The sequence below is a fragment of the Streptomyces sp. NPDC031121 genome (genome assembly GCF_055570615.1).
In genome coordinates this window covers 159,808-176,879 of the sequence record NZ_JBVIGV010000008.1, presented here as the reverse complement: position 1 = coordinate 176,879, position 17,072 = coordinate 159,808, and the positions used below count along the sequence as shown (strand labels likewise).

Genomic DNA, 17,072 nt, shown 5'->3' with positions numbered 1-17,072 from the left:
GCCCGGCGGAGGACGCCCGGCGCCAAACCACAGCAGTCACCCGACCCGCGGGCTCGCCGGCACGTCCGGCCGGCTCCTCTCACTGCAGGAGAGGACGGAGCCCGCGGGTCGTCTGCGTTTCCGCAGGCCCGCGGCCCCGCGGCCGCCGACTCCTTACGGGCACAGGCGCTCGATGCGCCAGCCCGCCCCGTCGCGGACGTAGTGCAGCCGGTCGTGCAGCCGGTTCTCGTGGCCCTGCCAGAACTCCACCTCGTCGGCCGCGACGCGGATCCCGCCCCACTCCGTCGGCACGGGGACCTGCTCCCCCTCCGGGTAGCGCGCCGCGAGCTCCGCGTACCGCCGGTCCAGCTCGGCCCGCGAGGAGATCACCCGGGACTGCTCGCTCGCCCAGGCGCCGAGCTGCGAGCCGTGCGGCCGGGAGCGGAAGTAGGCGGCCGTCTCGTCGCGGCCCACCCGGGTGGCCGTGCCGGTGACGATGACCTGCCGGGCGATCGGGTGCCAGGGGAAGAGCAGCGAGACCTGCGGGTTGGCGTCGATCTCGCGGCCCTTGCGGGAGCCGTAGTTCGTGTAGAAGACGAAGCCCCGCGCGTCGAACTGCTTCAGCAGCACCGTCCGCGCGCTGGGCCGGCCCGCGGCGTCCGCCGTGGAGACGACCATCGCGTTCGGCTCGAAAAGGTGGGAGTCGACGGCCTGCCGGAACCACAGGGCGAACTGCCGCATGGGGTCCTCGTCGAGGCCGTCCTCCAGGACGATCTCGGAGCGGTACTGCTTGCGCATGGTGGAGGGATCAAGGTCCATGTCGGTCACGCGTGCCATCCTGCCGCAGGAGTGCTCCTGCGAGTGTGCCGTATGTCACGCTTCCGCCCGGGATCCCGAGCCGCCAAAATCTTGGGGCCGGTCGCCAGGCCCCCCGCGGGTGGCCGCCGGCCGTACCGGGCATCAACGGGGATGACCGCGCCGGACCGCGAGGCACGCCGGCAACCGCGTGTGTCCGCACTATCTGAGGAGCCGCCTGATGTCCGACTTCGTACCCGGGCTCGAGGGAGTCGTCGCGTTCGAAACGGAGATCGCCGAACCCGACAAGGAAGGCGGAGCGCTCCGCTACCGGGGTGTCGACATCGAGGACCTGGTGGGCCACGTCTCCTTCGGGAACGTGTGGGGCCTGCTGGTCGACGGGGCGTTCAACCCGGGCCTGCCGCCCGCCGAGCCCTTCCCGATCCCCGTCCACTCCGGCGACATCCGCGTCGACGTGCAGTCCGCGCTGGCGATGCTCGCCCCCGTCTGGGGCCTGAAACCGCTCCTCGACATCGACGAGCGGACCGCCCGCGACGACCTGGCCCGCGCCGCCGTCATGGCCCTGTCGTACGTCGCGCAGTCCGCGCGCGGGCAGGGCCTGCCGATGGTCCCGCAGCGGGAGATCGACAAGGCCGAGTCCGTCGTGGAGCGGTTCATGATCCGCTGGCGGGGCGAGCCGGACCCGCGGCACGTCAAGGCCGTCGACGCCTACTGGACCTCCGCCGCCGAGCACGGCATGAACGCCTCCACCTTCACCGCCCGCGTCATCGCCTCCACCGGCGCGGACGTCGCGGCCGCCCTGTCGGGCGCCGTCGGCGCCATGTCGGGGCCGCTGCACGGCGGGGCGCCGTCCCGCGTGCTCGGGATGATCGAGGAGATCGAGCGCACCGGCGACGCCGTCGCCTACGTGAAGAAGGCCCTCGACAAGGGCGAGCGGCTGATGGGCTTCGGCCACCGCGTCTACCGGGCCGAGGACCCGCGCGCCCGCGTCCTGCGGCGCACCGCGAAGGAGCTGGACGCCCCGCGCTACGAGGTGGCCGCCGCGCTGGAGAAGGCCGCCCTGGAGGAGCTGCACGCGCGCCGCCCCGACCGGGTGCTCGCCACGAACGTGGAGTTCTGGGCGGCGATCATGCTGGACTTCGCGGAGGTCCCGGCGCACATGTTCACCTCCATGTTCACCTGCGCCCGCACCGCGGGCTGGTCCGCGCACATCCTGGAGCAGAAGCGCACCGGCCGCCTGGTCCGCCCTTCCGCCCGCTACACCGGCCCGGGCAAGCGCAACCCGCAGGAGATCGAGGGCTACGCGGACATCGCCAGAACCGCCTGACCGCGGCCGCGCATGGGTCGGCGGGCGGTGCCGCCCGTCCGTCAGCCCAGGGCGGCGTCCAGGATGCGGGTCCACTGGGCGACCACCCGGGCGCGGCGGGCCGCGTCGTCGGTGAGGACGTTCGCCAGGCCCAGCCCGCGCGCCATGTCGAGGAAGCCCTGGACGGTCTCCCGCACGCCCGGCACCGACTCGTCCGCGCCGAGCAGCTGGACGGCCATCCGGTGCGTCTCCCGGCCCAGGCGCGCCTCCAGCCCGGCGACGCGGGGCCGCAGCTGCTCCTCGTGGGAGGCGGCGACCCACAGCTGGAGGGCGGCCCGGAACATCGGCCCGGTGTACAGGTCGACCAGCGCCTCCACGACCGCGGCGCGGCCGGCAGGGCCGCCGCCCGCGGCCTCGGCGCGCCGCCGCTCCCGCAGCAGGGCGGCTGAGCGCTCCTCCGCCATGAACTCGACGGCCGCGGTGAACAGGTCCTCGCGGGTGCGGAAGTGGTGCTGGGCGGCGCCGCGGGAGACACCGGCCCGCTCGGCGACGACGGCGACGGTGGATCCGGCCCAGCCGTGTTCGGCGAGGCAGGTGATGGCCGCATCGAGGAGGTGGCGGCGGGTGACGCGGCTGCGGGCCTGCTTGGGCGCGTTCCCGGTCCGGTCGCCGGCCGCGCCCTCCGCCGCCGGTGCCGCTGGGGCGGCCGGGTTGCCGGTCACAGGGCCCACGCCGGGTCGCGGCGCTCCATGCGGGCGGTGACGCCTTCGCGGGCCTCGGCGGAGCCGAAGTGGCGGGCGGACAGCTCGGCGAGGGCCTCGCCGTCGGCGGCGAGGGCCGCCCGTACGGGGGCGGTGACGAGCCGCTTGGTCGCGGCGAGGGCCTCCGGACCGGCCTTGCGGAAGCCGTCCAGTACGGGGGCGAGGGCCTCGTCGACGTCCTCGCCGTGCAGGCTGAGCAGGCCGATGCGGGCCGCCTCGGCGGCGTCGAAGGCCTCGCCGGTCAGCAGGTAGCGGGCCGCGGCGCGGGGTTCCAGGCGGGGCAGCAGGGGCGCCGAGATCACGGCGGGGACGATGCCGAGGCGGGTCTCGGTGAAGGCGTACGTGGACCGCGGCCCGGCCGCGGCGACGTCGCAGACGCCGAGCAGGCCGAGGCCGCCCGCGCGGACGTGCCCGGTGACGCGGGCGGCGACGGGCCGGGGCAGTTCGGCGATCTCGCGGAGCAGGGCGAGGAAGTCGGCCGGGTCGCAGGGGTTCCTCAGGTCGGCTCCGGCGCAGAACGTGCCGCCGGTGTGGGTGAGGACGACGGCGCGGACGGCCGGGTCGGCGGCGGCCTCGGCGAGGGCGGCGCGCAGCCCGGCCACGAGCGGCGCCGAGAGGGCGTTGCGGTTGGCCGGGGAGTCCAGGGCGAGGGTGGTGATGCCGTGCGCGTGCGCGGCGGTGACGGGGGCGTCCTGCATGCCGCTCCTTTCCGTGCGGGTCCGGTTCCGGCCGGGCGGGCGGCGGCCGCGGGCCGCGGGTCCGCCGCCCGCCCGGGGTCGGCGCTAGTACGACTTCGGCAGGCCGAGGGTCTGGTGCGAGACGAAGTTGAGGATCATCTCGCGGCTGACGGGGGCGATGCGGGCCACCCGGGAGGCGGTGACCAGGGAGGCCAGGCCGTACTCGCGGGTGAGGCCGTTGCCGCCCAGGGTGTGGACCGCCTGGTCCACCGCCTTCACGCAGGCCTCGGCAGCAGCGTACTTCGCCATGTTCGCGGCCTCCCCGGCGGCCGCGTCGTCGCCGGCGTCGTAGAGGCGGGCGGCCTTCTGCATCATCAGGCGGGCGAGTTCGAGTTCGATGTGGGCGGCGGCGAGGGGGTGGGCGATGGCCTGGTGGGCGCCGATCGGCTCGGCCCACACCTGGCGGGTGCGGGCGTACTCGACGGCCCGGGCCAGGGCGTGGCGGCCGATGCCGACGGCGAACGCGGCGGTCATGATGCGCTCGGGGTTGAGGCCGGCGAAGAGCTGGAGGAGGCCCGTGTCGGGGGCTTCCGCCTGGTCCGCGCCGGTGTCGTCGGCGCCGACGAGCGCGCCGGCCGGCAGCCGCACCTCGTCGAGGACGAGTTCGAACTGCTTCTCCGCGGCCCGCAGTTCCATGTCGATGGGCGAGCGGGAGAAGCCGGGGGCGTCGCGGTCGACGATGAACAGGCAGGGTTTGAGCCGCCCGGTGCGGGCGTCCTCGGTGCGGCCGACGATCAGGGTGGCGTCGGCGATGTCCACGCCGGAGACGAACACCTTGCGGCCGGTCAGCACCCAGTCGGGGCCGTCGCGGCGGGCGGTGGTGGTGATGCGGTGGGAGTTGGAGCCGGCGTCGGGCTCGGTGATGCCGAAGGCCATCATGCGGCTGCCGTCGGCGAGTCCGGGCAGCCAGGCCCGCTTCTGGGCGGGGGTGCCGAAGCGGGAGATGACGGTGCCGCAGATGGCCGGGGAGACGACCATCATCAGCAGCGGGCAGCCGGCGGCGCCGAGTTCCTCCAGGACGATGGACAGCTCGGCGATGCCGCCGCCCCCGCCGCCGTACTCCTCCGGCAGGTTGACGCCGAGGTAGCCGAGCTTGGCGGCGTCGGCCCACAGGTCGGCGGGCCGGCCGCCCTCTTCGGTGATGCGGGCGTGGTAGTCGCGGCCGTAGCGCTGCCCGAGGGCGGCGACGGCGGCGCGCAGTGCGCGGTGCTCTTCGGTTTCCGCGGCGGGCGCGGGGGCGGGGCTCATGGGCGGGGTTCCTCCTCCTGGACCACGGCGAGCAGGGCGCCGACCTCGACCTGGTGGCCGGGGCGGGCGTGGAGCGCGGTGAGCATGCCGGAGGCGGGCGAGGTGACGCGGTGCTCCATCTTCATGGCCTCCAGCCAGAGCAGGGGCTGCCCGGCGGTGACGGTGGCGCCTGGGGCGAGGCCCTCGGCGACGCGGACGACGGTGCCGGGCATGGGGGCGAGCAGGGAGCCGGGCGGGGTCGCGTCCTGCGGCTCGGTGAACCGCGGGACGGGGGTGAGGGTGTGGGAGGCGGGGGCGTCGCTGCCGGGGACGGGGGCGGTGTCGACCCACACCTCGCCGGGCCCGTCGGCGCCCTGGTCCGCCCGGTGACTGACGTGGAAGACGCGCCGGACGCCGTCCGCTTCGAGGACGACGCGGTCCCGTGCGGCGGCCAGGACGCGGACGCCCGGCAGGTCCGGGAGCTGCGGCGGGCCGCCCCGCGCGGGCAGGTAGCGGACCTCGTGCTCGGCGCCCCCGCAGCGGTAGCGGCGGACCTGCGGGCCGGAGCGGACGTTGCGCCAGCCGCCCAGGCGGGCGGCGAGCGGGGCGCCTCCGGCGGGTGCGGCGGCGGCGAGCGCGGCGGCCGCGGCGGCGAGGGCCGCGGCCCGGGCGGCGCCGGGGGCGGGTGCGGTGAGCGCGCCGAGGTGGCGGTCGTAGAAGCCGGTGTCGGGGGCGGCGGCGGTGAACTCCGGGTGCCGCAGGGTGCGCACGAGGAGGCCGCGGTTGGTGGCGACGCCGTGGATCCGGGCGGTCGCCAGGGCCCGGGCGAGGGCGCGGACGGCTTCGGCGCGGGTCGGGGCGTGGGCGATGACCTTGGCGAGCATCGGGTCGTAGTGGACGCCGACCCGGTCGCCGGCGGCGTACCCGGCGTCGACGCGGACGGCGGCGGTCCCGCCCGGCCCGGCCGCGGTGCCGGGGACGGGCGGGGGTGCGTCCGCCGCCGGGATGTCGAACGCGGCCAGGGTGCCGGCCTGCGGGCGCCAGTCCTGCGCGGGGTCCTCGGCGTACAGGCGGGCCTCGACCGCGTGCCCGGCGGGCTCGGGCGGCTCCGGCGGGAGGGCGGCGCCCTCGGCGACCCGGATCTGGAGGGCGACGAGGTCGACGCCGTGGACGGCCTCGGTGACGGGATGCTCGACCTGGAGCCGGGTGTTCATCTCCAGGAAGTACGGGCGCCCGTCGGCGGCGAGCAGGAACTCGACCGTGCCCGCCCCCCGGTAGCCGACGGCCCGGGCGGCGGCGGTGGCGGCCTCGTGCAGGGTGCGGCGCAGGGCGTCGGGCAGGCCGGGGGCCGGGGCCTCCTCGACGACCTTCTGGTGGCGGCGCTGGACGGAGCAGTCGCGGGTGCCGAGCGCCCACACGGTGCCGTGCCCGTCGGCGAGGACCTGCACCTCGACGTGCCGGCCGCGCTCCACGTAGGGCTCGGCGAAGACCTCGCCGTCGCCGAACGCGGACCGGGCCTCGGCGGCCGCCGCGTCGAGTGCGGGCTTCAGCGCGTCGAGGTCGCGGACGACGCGCATGCCGCGCCCGCCGCCGCCCGCGGCCGCCTTCAGCAGCAGCGGCAGGTCGGCGGCGGTGGCGGCCGCCGGGTCGACGGGGTCGAGGAGCGGCACCCCGGCGGCCCGCATCAGCTCCTTGGCGCGGGTCTTCGAGGCCATGGCCTCGATCGCGTCGGGCGGCGGGCCGATCCAGGCCAGTCCGGCGGCCAGGACGTCGCGGGCGAAGCCGGCGTTCTCTGAGAGGAAGCCGTAGCCGGGGTGGACGGCGTCCGCGCCGGCGGCCCGCGCCGCCGCGATGACGAGGTCGCCGCGCAGGTAGGTGTCGGCCGGTGCGGCCCCCGGCAGGCGTACGGCCGCGTCGGCCTCGCGGACGTGCAGGGCGCCGGCGTCGGGGTCGGAGTGGACGGCGACGGTCGCGAGGCCCATGGCGCGGGCCGTGCGGAAGACGCGGACGGCGATCTCGCCGCGGTTCGCGACGAGGACGGAGGTGATCGGCAGAGGCGTGGCCGTGGTCGTGGTCATGGGTCGGTCACTCACATCCGGAAGACGCCGAAGCCGCCGCGGGCGCCCTCGACGGGGGCGTTGTGGACGGCCGAGAGGCACAGGCCGAGGACGGTGCGGGTGTCGCGCGGGTCGATGACCCCGTCGTCGTACAGCCGCCCGGACAGGAACACCGGCAGGGACTCCGCCTCGATCTGCGCCTCGACGAAGGCCCGCATCCCGGCGTCGGCCTCCTCGTCGTACGGCTTCCCCTTCGCGGCGGCGGACTGCCGGGCCACGATGGACAGCACCCCGGCGAGCTGCTGCGGGCCCATGACCGCGGACTTGGCGCTGGGCCAGGCGAACAGGAAGCGCGGCTCGTAGGCGCGGCCGCACATGCCGTAGTGCCCGGCACCATAGCTGGCGCCGACGAGGACGGACAGGTGGGGGACGCGGGAGTTGGAGACGGCGTTGATCATCATCGCGCCGTGTTTGATGATGCCGCCCTGCTCGTACTCCCTGCCCACCATGTAGCCGGTGGTGTTGTGGAGGAACAGCAGCGGGATGTCCCGCTGGTTGGCGAGCTGGATGAACTGGGCGGCCTTCTGCGACTCGGCGCTGAACAGCACGCCGCGGGCGTTGGCGAGGACGCCGACCGGCCAGCCGTGCAGGCGCGCCCAGCCGGTGACCAGGCTGCTGCCGTACAGCGGTTTGAACTCGTCGAAGTCGGAGCCGTCGACGATGCGGGCGATGACCTCGCGCGGGTCGAACGGGGTGCGCAGGTCCTCGGGGACGATGCCGAGCAGCTCCTCCGGGTCGTACAGCGGCTCCTCGGCGGCCGGCGGCGCCGGGTGGGCGCAGCGGTGCTCCAGGCGGGCGACGATGCGGCGGGCGCGGCGGATCGCGTCGTGCTCGTCGACGGCGTGGTGGTCGGCGAGGCCGGAGGTGCGGGCGTGCATGTCGGCGCCGCCGAGGGACTCGTCGTCGCTCTCCTCGCCGGTGGCCATCCTCACGAGCGGCGGACCGCCCAGGAACACCTTCGACCGGTCCTTGATCATGACGGTGTGGTCGGACATGCCGGGGACGTACGCGCCTCCGGCGGTGGAGTTGCCGAAGACGACGGCGACGGTCGGGACGCCCGCGGCCGACAGGCGGGTGAGGTCGCGGAAGAGCGCCCCGCCCGGGATGAAGATCTCCTTCTGGGAGGGCAGGTCGGCGCCGCCGGACTCGACGAGGCTGATGAGCGGGAGCCGGTTCCGGAGGGCGATCTCGTTGGCCCGCAGGGCCTTCTTCAGCGTCCACGGGTTGGAGGCGCCGCCGCGGACGGTGGGGTCGTTGGCGGTGATGACGCATTCGGTGCCCTCGACCGTGCCGATGCCGGTGACGAGGGACGCGCCGACCGGGTAGTCGCTGCCCCAGGCGGCGAGCGGGGACAGCTCCAGGAACGGGGTGTCCGGATCGAGGAGCAGCTCGATCCGCTCCCGGGCGGGGAGCTTGCCGCGGTCGCGGTGGCGGGCCGTGTACTTCTCGCCGCCGCCGGCCAGGGCCTTGGCGTGCTCGGCGTCGAGGGCGGCGAGGCGTTCGAGGGCGGCGCCGCGGGCGGCCGCGTACTCGGGGGCGCGGGGGTCCACGGCGGTGCTGAGGCGGGTCATGGTCCGGTCGTCCCCTCCGGGGCGGGCAGCAGGTGGGCGGGGATGTCGAGGAGGCGGGAGCGCAGCCATTCGCCGAGCGCCTTGGCCTGCGGGTCGAAGCGGTGGGCGGAGGCGGCGCCGGCGCCGAGGACGCCCTCGACGGTGAAGTTCAGGGCGCGGAGGTTCGGCAGGACGTGCCGGGTGACGGTCAGGCCGCGGACCTCGGGGAGGAGGTCGCGGAGCCGGTCCTCGGTGAGGGTGGCGTGCAGCCACGGCCAGGCGGCGGGGTCCTCGGCCCAGACGCCGATGTTGGCGTCGCCGCCCTTGTCGCCGCTGCGGGCCCCGGCGACCAGGCCCAGCGGGGCGCGGCGGACGGGGGCCGGCGGGGCGGGTGCGCAGGGTGGGGCGGGTGGTTGCCGTCGGGCGGGTGATTCCGGTGGGGCGGATGATTCCGGCGGGGCGGGTGGCTGTGGCGGTTCGGGTGGGGCGGTCGGCTCCGGTGGCGCGGGCTGCTCCGATACGGCGGGACGTCGCGGCGGGCCGCCCGCCGGGACCGGGATGCGGGTGCCGTCCGCGAGGACCGCGACCGCGGGGACGGCGTCCGCGGGCACGGCGCCGGCCTCGAACACCCCGTACGGCTGGGCGGGCCCGGGCGGGGCCGTCACGTGGAAGCCGGGGTAGCTGCCGAGGGCCAGTTCGACGGCGGCCGCGGTCAGGGCCCTCCCCACCCGCTCGGCGGACGGGTCGCGGACCGCCAGCCGCAGCAGGGCGCTCGCCGCCTCCTGCGTGCCGGCGTCCTCGTGGTCGGTGCGGGCGAGCGTCCACCGTACGGAGGCCACGGGGGCCAGTACGCCGGCCAGTTGCTCCCGGACGAGGGCGGCCTTGGCCTCGATGTCGAGGCCCGTCAGGACGAAGACGACCTCGTTGCGCCAGCCGCCGATCCGGGTCACCCCGACCTTCAGGGTGTCCGGCGGCGGCTCCCCGGCCGTGCCGGTGACGGCGACCCGGTCGGGTCCGGCGTCCGCGAGGCGGACGGTGTCCAGCCGGGCGGTCACGTCCGGGCCCCGGTAGCGGGCGCCCTGCGTCTCGTACAGGAGTTGGGCGGTGACCGTGCCGACCGTGACCGCGCCGCCCGTCCCCGGGTGCTTGGTGATGACGCAGGAGCCGTCCTCCGCGATCTCGGCGAGGGGGAAGCCGGGGCGCCGCACGTCGTGCGCGGTGAAGAACGGGTAGTTCCCGCCGGTGGCCTGCGTGCCGCACTCCAGGACGTGGCCGGCGACGACGGCTCCGGCGAGCCGGTCGCAGTCGTCGGCCGCCCAGTCGAACCACCAGGCGGCGGGGCCGCTGACGAGCGCCGCGTCCGTGACCCGGCCGGTGACGACGATGTCGGCGCCCGCGCGCAGACAGGCCGTGATGCCGGCGCCGCCGAGGTAGGCGTTGGCGGTCAGCGCGCCCTCGCCCCAGGGCATCAGGTCGTCGCCCTCGACGTGCGCGACGGAGACCGGGACGCCCGCCTTGGCGGCGAGGCCGCGGACCGCTTCGGCGAGCCCGGCCGGGTTGAGGCCGCCGGCGTTCGCGACGATCCGCACGCCCCGCTCGCGGGCCAGGCCCAGGGTGTCCTCCAGCTGCCGCAGGAAGGTTTTCGCATACCCGGCGGCCGGGTCCTTCAGGCGGTCCCGGCCGAGGATCAGCATGGTCAGCTCGGCCAGGTAGTCCCCGGTCAGGACGTCCAGCGGGCCGCCGGCCAGCATCTCCCGCACGGCGTCGAAGCGGTCGCCGTAGAAGCCGGAGGCGTTCCCGATGCGCAGCGGCCGCCCGGGCGGGCCGCCCGGTCCGGCGCCCGTCACCGGGCGTTCCGGGGTGCGCGGCCCGGACCGGCCGGGCCGGCGAACGCCTGCGCCACGTCGAGCCAGCGGTCGGCGTCCGCGCCCTCGGCCGCCAGGGCCAGGTCGGCGCGGTGGGCGCGCCGGGTGACCAGCAGGCAGAAGTCCAGGGCGGGCCCGGTCACGCGCTGGGCGGCGTCCGGCGGCCCGTACGTCCACGGCGGCCCGCCGTCCGGCGGGACCAGTTCGACGCGGAACTCCTCGGCGGGCGGCGGGATTTCCCGTACCGAGAAGGCGTAGTCGCGGGTCCGTACGCCGATCCGGGCGACGTGCCGCAGCCGCCCGGTCGGGGTGCGGCGCACGCCGAGGGCGTCCGCGATGTCCAGGCCGTGCGCCCAGGTCTCCATCAGCCGGGCGCTCGCCATCGACGCGGCCTTCATCGGCGGCCCGTACCAGGGGAACCGGGCGCCGGCCGGGGCCGCCGCGAGGGCCGTGTCGAGTTCCGCGCGGGTGGCGCGCCAGCGGGCCAGCAGGTCCGCCGGCGCCAGCGCGGCGCCCTCCTCGGCGCCCTCGTCCACGAAGGCCGCCGGGGAGCGCAGGGCGGCCTCGACGAGGCGGGCGAAGCCGGGGGCGTCCGTGAGGGAGACCAGGGCGGCCCGGTCGGTCCAGTGCAGGTGGGCGATCTGGTGGGCGACGGTCCAGCGGGCGGCCGGCGTGGGTTTCGCCCAGGCGGCGTCCGGAAGGCCGGTGACGAGGGCTTCGACTTCCAGGCCCTCCTCGCGCAGATCGGCGAGGACGGCGGCGGGCGGATCGAGTGGCACGACGGGGCTCCCCTGGCTCGGCGTGAGGGGAAGAGTGGCAGCACCTCCGGAAACAATCAAGCGTGCTTGCATGCTTTGGCCGGGGGGCATCGCGTCCCCGCAAGCGGCCGCAACCGCCCTCCCGGACACAGGACTTGTGGTCAGGGCCGCGATCCGGCAGGCGTGCGGGGTGCACGCCGGGGGCCCGGATCCGGCCGTCCGCCGCGAAGGCGCGAACACGTCCGGTAGCGATACCGATACTGAACGCTTCGGCCCCCCCCGATCCCGGCCCGGCCGGGCCCCGGCACCGCACCGCACCGCCGTCCACGTCACCCGACGCACGTCCACGTCACCGACGCAGAGGATGAACAAGCCGTGACCCCAGCCGACTTCCCGCTCCACCCCGACCTCGACGCGACCGCCCTCGCCGCGTTCGCCGCCGCCCTGGAGAGCGGCGACACCGACGGCCTGCCGCCCGCCCGCGCCGCCCAGGCCGCCGACTGCCGCGCCGCGGCCGCCTTCGGCCGCGTCAAGGTGGCCGGGGCCGAGGGAGACCTCCTGGACGGCGCCCTGTGGCGGCACCCGGGCGGCGGCCCGCGGCCCGTGATCGTCATGCCCTCGCCGTGGAGCGACCTGGGCTGGCTCGCGTACGCCGTCCAGGCGAGCGTGTTCGCGGCCCGCGGCTACAACGTCCTCGCGTACAGCGCCCGCGGGTTCGGCGCCTCCGAGGGCGAGGCGGACGTGGCCGGGCCGCTCGACACCGCCGACGCCAGCCGCGCCCTGGACCACCTCGTGGAGCGCACCGCCGGGCCTGTCAGCCGCATCGGGTTCCTCGGCGAGGGCTACGGGGCCGGGATCGCCCTGCTCACGGCCGCCCACGACAGCCGGGTCGACGCGGTGGCCGCGCTCAGCGGCTGGGGCGACCTCGGCGAGGTCCTCGTCGAGAACCGGACCCGGCACACCGCCGCCGTCGAGGCGCTGCTGCGGGCCGCCGGCCGGGCCCGGCTGAGCCCGCGCGCGCAGAGCGTGTTCGAGGACGTCGCCGCGGGCCGGGACATCGGGGCCGTGCTGCGCTGGGCCGCCGAGCGCTCGCCGTCCGTCCACGCCAAGGAGCTCGCCCGGCGGCGGGTGGCCGTCTACTTCTCGCACGCCTGGCACGAGACGCTGTTCCCCGCGAACCAGACCCTCCGGCTGTTCGACGAGCTGGCCGGGCCCAAGCGGATCGACCTGTCCGTCGGCGACCACGCCGGCCCCGAGACGGCGGGGCTGGCGGGCCTGCCCAATCGGATCTGGACCACCGCGCACCGCTGGTTCGACCACCACCTCAGGGGCGCGGAGAACGGCATCGGCGAGGAGGGCGAGGTCCTCGCCGAGGTCATGTGGTCCCGGACCCTGGAGCCCCGCCCCACCTGGCCGTCCGTCACCGACCACGTCCGCCGCCTCTACCTGGCGGACGGCGGGGAGCTGGCGGACGCGCCCGAGGCGGGCTGGAGCGCGGGCGTCGTGTGCGGGGTCGACACGCCGGCGGTCGTCGCCGACGCGGTCGCCCGGTCCGGGCGCGGGGAGCTGGCGGGCCTGCCGCGGGCCTATCCGACGGGGGACATCGACCGCGCCGTCACCGCGGTGTGGGTGGCGGACCCGGAACCGGAGACGGCCCGGCTGCGCGGCACGCCCCGGCTGCGGGTCACGTACAGGACGGCGAACCCCCGCTCCGGGTTCGTCGTGTACCTGCTGGACGTGGCGCCCGACGGGACGGGCCGCCTCGTCACACACGCCCCGTACGCCGACCTGGACTCGGCCCCCGGCGGCCTGGTCGCCGCGGAGGTCGAGCTCCAGGCGACCGCGTACGACGTGCCGCGCGGGAACCGGCTGATGCTGGTTGCGGCCGCCCGCGACCCGTTCTACGGGGACGTCAACCCGCCGCGCGCCACGCTGGCGTTCACCTCGCCGGAGGCGACGCCCTCCTGCCTGGAGCTGCCGCTGGGCTGACGGCGCGGGGGCTGACGGCGCGGCCGGGCCGCGGCGGTCAGGCGGGCCGGTCCGCGCCCGCGCGGGAGCGGACCGCGCCCATGCTCGCCGCGATGACCAGCGCGATGGCGAGGGCGTCGAGCGCGCCGAGCGCCTGTCCGAGGACGAGGAAGCCGGCGGTTGCCGCGATCGCCGGCTCCAGGCTCATCAGGACCGCGAAGGTCGGGGCCGGGAGCCGGCGCAGCGCGAGCAGTTCGAGGGTGTACGGCAGCACCGACGACAGCACGGCGACGCCCGCGCCCAGCGCCAGCGTGCCCGGCTCCAGCAGCGCGGAGCCCGCCTCGGCCACGCCCAGCGGGAGGACGAGCAGCGCGGCGACGGCCATGGCGAGGGCCAGCCCGTCCGCCTGGGGGAAGCGGCGGCCGGTGCGGGCGCTGAAGACGATGTACGCCGCCCACATCACGCCCGCGCCGACCGCGAAGGCCGCGCCGAGCGGGTCGAGGCCGCCGAAGCCGCCCCCGCTGTGTCCGGCGAGCAGGGCGACGCCCGCCAGGGCCAGGGCGGCCCACAGCAGGTTGACCAGGCGGCGGGAGGCGACGACGGACAGCACGAGCGGGCCCAGCACCTCCAGGGTGACGGCCGGGCCGAGCGGGATCCGGTCGATGGCCTGGTAGAAGAGCCCGTTCATGCCGGCCATCGCCACGCCGAAGGCGACGACGGTGCCCCAGTCGGCGCGCGTGTACCCGCGGACCTTCGGGCGGCACAGGAGCAGCAGCACCAGCGCGGCGGCCGCGAGGCGCAGCGCGACGACGCCCGACGCGCCCGCCCGCGGCATGATCACGACGGCGAGGGCGGCGCCGAACTGCACGGAGACGCCCGCGGCGACGACCAGGGCGACCGGTCCGAGGCGGGCGCCGCGGCCGGCGGTCCGGGCGGGGCCGGAGGCCGCGGCGTCTTCCGGTTCCGGGCCGGCGGGCGCGGCGGGACCGCCGGGGGCGGCGCCGGGGCCGGTCCCGCGGACGGCCGGGCCGGCCGGGGCAGAGTGGGGCACTGAGCTGGCTGCCGGCGGGCCGGCGGGTGGTACGGGCATCCCTCCAGCCTAGGCCCCCGTAAGGACCGTCGCAGCATGTGCTTCCTTACACCGGCCTGGGTGGGCGCCCTTTCGGAGGATTCCGCTCCGGCAGGGCGCGGGCCAGTGCCTCGGCCAGGTGCAGGGCCCGTACGCCGCCGCCCAGCTCGGCGATCTGCGTCCGGCAGGAGAACCCGTCGGCCAGGACGACCGCCCCGGGCGGGGCGGCCCGCAGCGACGGCAGCAGCCGCTCCTCCGCGCAGGCCCGCGACACCTCCAGGTGGCCCCGCTCGAAGCCGAAGTTCCCGGCGAGGCCGCAGCAGCCGCCGCTGAGCCCGCCCTCCAGCCCGGCCAGCGCGCGCAGCCGCCGGTCCGCGGCGTCACCCAGGACGGCATGCTGGTGGCAGTGGGTCTGCCCGACCGCCGGCCGGTCCACGCGCGGGGGCCGCCAGCGGGGCGCGTACTCCTCCAGCGCCTCGGCGAACGTCCGCACGGCCGCCGCGAGGCGCGCCGCCCGCGGGTCGTCCGGCAGCAGCGCCGGCAGGTCGGCCCGCAGGGCGGCCGCACAGCTGGGCTCCAGGACGACGACGGGGCCGCGGACCGGGCCGACGGCGTCCAGGGTGCGGCGCGCCACCGCGCGGGCCCGGTCCAGGCGGCCGGTGGACACGTACGTCAGCCCGCAGCACACCCGCCCCCGCGGCACCGCCACCCGCAGCCCGGCCGCCTCCAGCACCTCCACGGCCGCCCGCCCGGCCTGCGGCGCCAGGTACTCGGTGAAGGTGTCCGGCCACAGCAGGACGCCCTCGCCCGCCCCGCCGGACGGGCCCCGCTCCCGCCACCATCGGGTGAACGGCCGGGCCGCCGGCGCCGGCAGCCGGCGCCCCGGCTCCAGCCCGGCGAGCCGGGCCGCCCCCGGCAGCCGGGCCAGCGCCCCCGCCGGCCGCGCCAGCCGCAGCGCGGCGAGCACCCGCAGCCAGCCGGGCAGGCCGCCCAGCGTGTAGTGGGCGAGCGGCCGGATCCGGCCCGCCCAGTGCCGGTCGAGGAACTCCGCCTTGTACGCGGCCATGTCCACGCCCACCGGGCAGTCGCTGCGGCAGCCCTTGCAGCCCAGGCACAGGTCGAGGGCCTCCGCGACCTCCGCCGACCGCCAGCCGTCCGGCAGCAGCTCACCGGCCAGCATCTCGTGCAGCAGCCGCGCCCGGCCCCGCGTGGAGTGCCGCTCCTCGCCGGTGACCCGGTACGAGGGGCACATCACCCCGGCCGCGCCCGGGTCCGCGGACCGGCACCTGGCGACGCCGACGCAGCGGGCGACCTCCGCGGCGAGCCCGGTGGACGGCAGGACCGCGAAGCGGAGGTTCTCGTCGAGCCGGGCGGGCCGCACGAGGATGCCCGGGTTCATCCCCCGGCGCGGATCCCACACGTCCTTGTACCGGCCGAACAGGTCGATCACCCGCGGCCCGTACATCCGCGGCAGCAGCTCCGCCCGCGCCTGCCCGTCCCCGTGCTCCCCCGACAGCGAGCCGCCGTGCGCGACGACCAGGTCGGCGAGTTCGCCCGAGAAGGCCCGGAAGCGGGCCACGCCCTCCCGGGAGACCAGGTCGAAGCCGATCCGGACGTGCACGCAGCCCTCGCCGAAGTGCCCGTACGGGGTCCCGCGCAGCCCGTGCGCGGCGAGCAGCGCCCGGAACTCCCGCAGGTACGCCCCGAGCCGGGCCGGCGGCACCGCGCAGTCCTCCCAGCCCGGCCAGGCCAGGCCGCCGCCCGGCAGCAGGGTGGCGGTGCCCGCGGCGTCCTCCCGGATCCGCCACAGCGCCCGCTGCCCGGCCGGGTCGGCGACGACGAGCGCGTCCAGCGCGTCCGCCGCGCGGGCCAGGCGCCGCGCGGCCGCCTCGTCGGGCATCTCCGCGAACAGCCAGGCCGCGCCGCGGGGCAGGAGGCCCGCGCCCGCGGCACCGGGGACGAGGTCCTCCGCCATCCCCTCGACGGTCAGCGGCCCGTACGGGAGGAGGCCCGCCGCCGCGTCCGCGGCCGCGCCCTCGTCGGCGTACCCGAGGACCGCGAGGGCGGGGGCCCGGGGCGCCTCGACGAGGCGGACCACCGCCTCGGTGACCACGCCGAGGGTGCCCTCGCTGCCGCAGAACGCGCGGGCCACCTGCACGCCGCGCTCGGGCAGCAGCGCGTCCAGGCCGCCGTAGCCCGAGATCCGCCGCGTGAACCGCGCGCCCGCCGGGGTCGCCATGCCCGTCCGGAGCACCTCCAGGCTGCCCGCCACCAGCTCGCGCAGCCCGGCCGGAGCCCCCGCCCAGCCGGTCCCGATGCGGTGCACGGCGCCCCCGTACGCGACGACCTCCAGCTCGGCGACGTTGTCGGCGGTGGTCCCCCACGCCACCGAGTGCGCCCCGCACGCGTTGTTGCCGATCATCCCGCCGAGGGTGCAGCGCGCGCGGGTGGACGGGTCGGGGCCGAACACCAGCCCGTGCGGCCGCACCGCCTCCCGCAGCCGGTCCAGGACCAGGCCGGGCCGGACGACGGCGGTCCGCGCCGCCGGGTCCACCGCCACCAGGGCGTCCATGTGCCGGGTCAGGTCCAGCACCACGCCCGTCCCCGTCGCCTGGCCCGCGATGGAGGTGCCGCCGCCGCGCGGCACGACCGGGACCCCGGCGTCCGCGCAGATCCGCAGCGCCTCCGCCACGTCCGCGGTGTCCCGCGGGGCGACCACCCCGAGGGGGACCCGCCGGTAGTTCGACGCGTCCATCGTCACCAGGGCGCGCGCCCCGGCCCCGAAGTCCACCTCCCCGCGCAGGGCGCCCCGCAATGTCCGCTCAAGGTCACCGGAATCGCTCACACCCCCACCCTTCCACCGTGCGACGCTCGTCTCACCGGGTGGACGCGCCTCCGACGGACGGTCCGCGACCGGAT

General features: G+C 77.1%; 12 protein-coding genes. 2 read left to right on the top strand and 10 right to left on the bottom strand.

Annotated elements, in window-relative coordinates; genetic code table 11:
• Positions 1 to 153: 153 nt before the first annotated feature.
• The gene (gene pdxH, locus ACZ462_RS16830; protein WP_467803472.1) at positions 154 to 816 is read right to left on the bottom strand and encodes a pyridoxamine 5'-phosphate oxidase; all 663 of its coding nucleotides are present in this window, start codon (positions 814 to 816) and stop codon (positions 154 to 156) included.
• 199 nt (positions 817 to 1,015) lie between these two features.
• Between pdxH and ACZ462_RS16825 the strand changes: the two genes are divergently transcribed.
• Positions 1,016 to 2,122 carry a citrate synthase 2 gene (locus ACZ462_RS16825; protein ID WP_467803474.1) on the top strand — a complete coding sequence of 369 codons (1,107 nt, stop codon included), beginning with the start codon at positions 1,016 to 1,018 and terminating at the stop codon, positions 2,120 to 2,122.
• Positions 2,123 to 2,163: 41 nt separating this feature from the next.
• On the opposite strand, the gene ACZ462_RS16820 is transcribed toward ACZ462_RS16825, so the two are convergent.
• From ACZ462_RS16820 to ACZ462_RS16790, 7 genes are all read right to left on the bottom strand, one after another.
• On the bottom strand, positions 2,164 to 2,832 hold the full coding sequence (locus ACZ462_RS16820; protein WP_467803476.1) for a TetR/AcrR family transcriptional regulator: 669 nt from the start codon (positions 2,830 to 2,832) through the stop codon (positions 2,164 to 2,166).
• Positions 2,820 to 3,560: an enoyl-CoA hydratase family protein gene (locus tag ACZ462_RS16815; RefSeq protein ID WP_467803477.1), complete on the bottom strand. Its 741-nt coding sequence runs from the start codon at positions 3,558 to 3,560 to the stop codon at positions 2,820 to 2,822. Before ACZ462_RS16815 ends, ACZ462_RS16820 begins: the two co-directional genes overlap by 13 nt.
• 84 nt (positions 3,561 to 3,644) lie before the next feature.
• The gene (locus tag ACZ462_RS16810) at positions 3,645 to 4,847 is read right to left on the bottom strand and encodes an acyl-CoA dehydrogenase family protein (RefSeq protein ID WP_467803478.1); all 1,203 of its coding nucleotides are present in this window, start codon (positions 4,845 to 4,847) and stop codon (positions 3,645 to 3,647) included.
• Positions 4,844 to 6,904, bottom strand: a complete 2,061-nt coding sequence (locus ACZ462_RS16805) for an acetyl/propionyl/methylcrotonyl-CoA carboxylase subunit alpha (protein WP_467803479.1) — start codon at positions 6,902 to 6,904, stop codon at positions 4,844 to 4,846. Before ACZ462_RS16805 ends, ACZ462_RS16810 begins: the two co-directional genes overlap by 4 nt.
• 11 nt (positions 6,905 to 6,915) lie before the next feature.
• A complete protein-coding gene (locus ACZ462_RS16800) occupies positions 6,916 to 8,514 on the bottom strand; it encodes an acyl-CoA carboxylase subunit beta (RefSeq protein ID WP_467803481.1) in 1,599 nt (532 codons plus the stop codon).
• Positions 8,511 to 10,244, bottom strand: a complete 1,734-nt coding sequence (locus ACZ462_RS16795) for an acyclic terpene utilization AtuA family protein (protein WP_467803619.1) — start codon at positions 10,242 to 10,244, stop codon at positions 8,511 to 8,513. Before ACZ462_RS16795 ends, ACZ462_RS16800 begins: the two co-directional genes overlap by 4 nt.
• Before the next feature lie 92 nt (positions 10,245 to 10,336).
• The gene (locus ACZ462_RS16790; protein ID WP_467803482.1) at positions 10,337 to 11,137 is read right to left on the bottom strand and encodes a TIGR03084 family metal-binding protein; all 801 of its coding nucleotides are present in this window, start codon (positions 11,135 to 11,137) and stop codon (positions 10,337 to 10,339) included.
• 354 nt (positions 11,138 to 11,491) lie between these two features.
• Between ACZ462_RS16790 and ACZ462_RS16785 the strand changes: the two genes are divergently transcribed.
• A complete protein-coding gene (locus ACZ462_RS16785; protein WP_467803484.1) occupies positions 11,492 to 13,105 on the top strand; it encodes an alpha/beta fold hydrolase in 1,614 nt (537 codons plus the stop codon).
• Positions 13,106 to 13,142: 37 nt separating this feature from the next.
• Here the strand turns inward: ACZ462_RS16785 and ACZ462_RS16780 are convergent, their stop codons facing one another.
• A complete protein-coding gene (locus ACZ462_RS16780) occupies positions 13,143 to 14,174 on the bottom strand; it encodes an EamA family transporter (RefSeq protein WP_467803486.1) in 1,032 nt (343 codons plus the stop codon).
• Positions 14,175 to 14,220: 46 nt separating this feature from the next.
• A complete protein-coding gene (locus ACZ462_RS16775) occupies positions 14,221 to 16,998 on the bottom strand; it encodes an FAD-binding and (Fe-S)-binding domain-containing protein (protein WP_467803488.1) in 2,778 nt (925 codons plus the stop codon).
• Positions 16,999 to 17,072: the final 74 nt, after the last annotated feature.

Coding starts and splice junctions, on each gene's coding strand:
- ACZ462_RS16825 (WP_467803474.1), top strand. CDS start 1,016: ATGTCCGACTTCGTACCCGGGCTCGAGGGAGTCGTCGCGTTCGAAACG.
- ACZ462_RS16805 (WP_467803479.1), bottom strand. CDS start 6,904: ATGACCACGACCACGGCCACGCCTCTGCCGATCACCTCCGTCCTCGTC.
- ACZ462_RS16810 (WP_467803478.1), bottom strand. CDS start 4,847: ATGAGCCCCGCCCCCGCGCCCGCCGCGGAAACCGAAGAGCACCGCGCA.
- ACZ462_RS16780 (WP_467803486.1), bottom strand. CDS start 14,174: ATGCCCGTACCACCCGCCGGCCCGCCGGCAGCCAGCTCAGTGCCCCAC.
- ACZ462_RS16800 (WP_467803481.1), bottom strand. CDS start 8,514: ATGACCCGCCTCAGCACCGCCGTGGACCCCCGCGCCCCCGAGTACGCG.
- ACZ462_RS16795 (WP_467803619.1), bottom strand. CDS start 10,244: ATGCTGGCCGGCGGCCCGCTGGACGTCCTGACCGGGGACTACCTGGCC.
- ACZ462_RS16815 (WP_467803477.1), bottom strand. CDS start 3,560: ATGCAGGACGCCCCCGTCACCGCCGCGCACGCGCACGGCATCACCACC.
- pdxH (WP_467803472.1), bottom strand. CDS start 816: ATGGCACGCGTGACCGACATGGACCTTGATCCCTCCACCATGCGCAAG.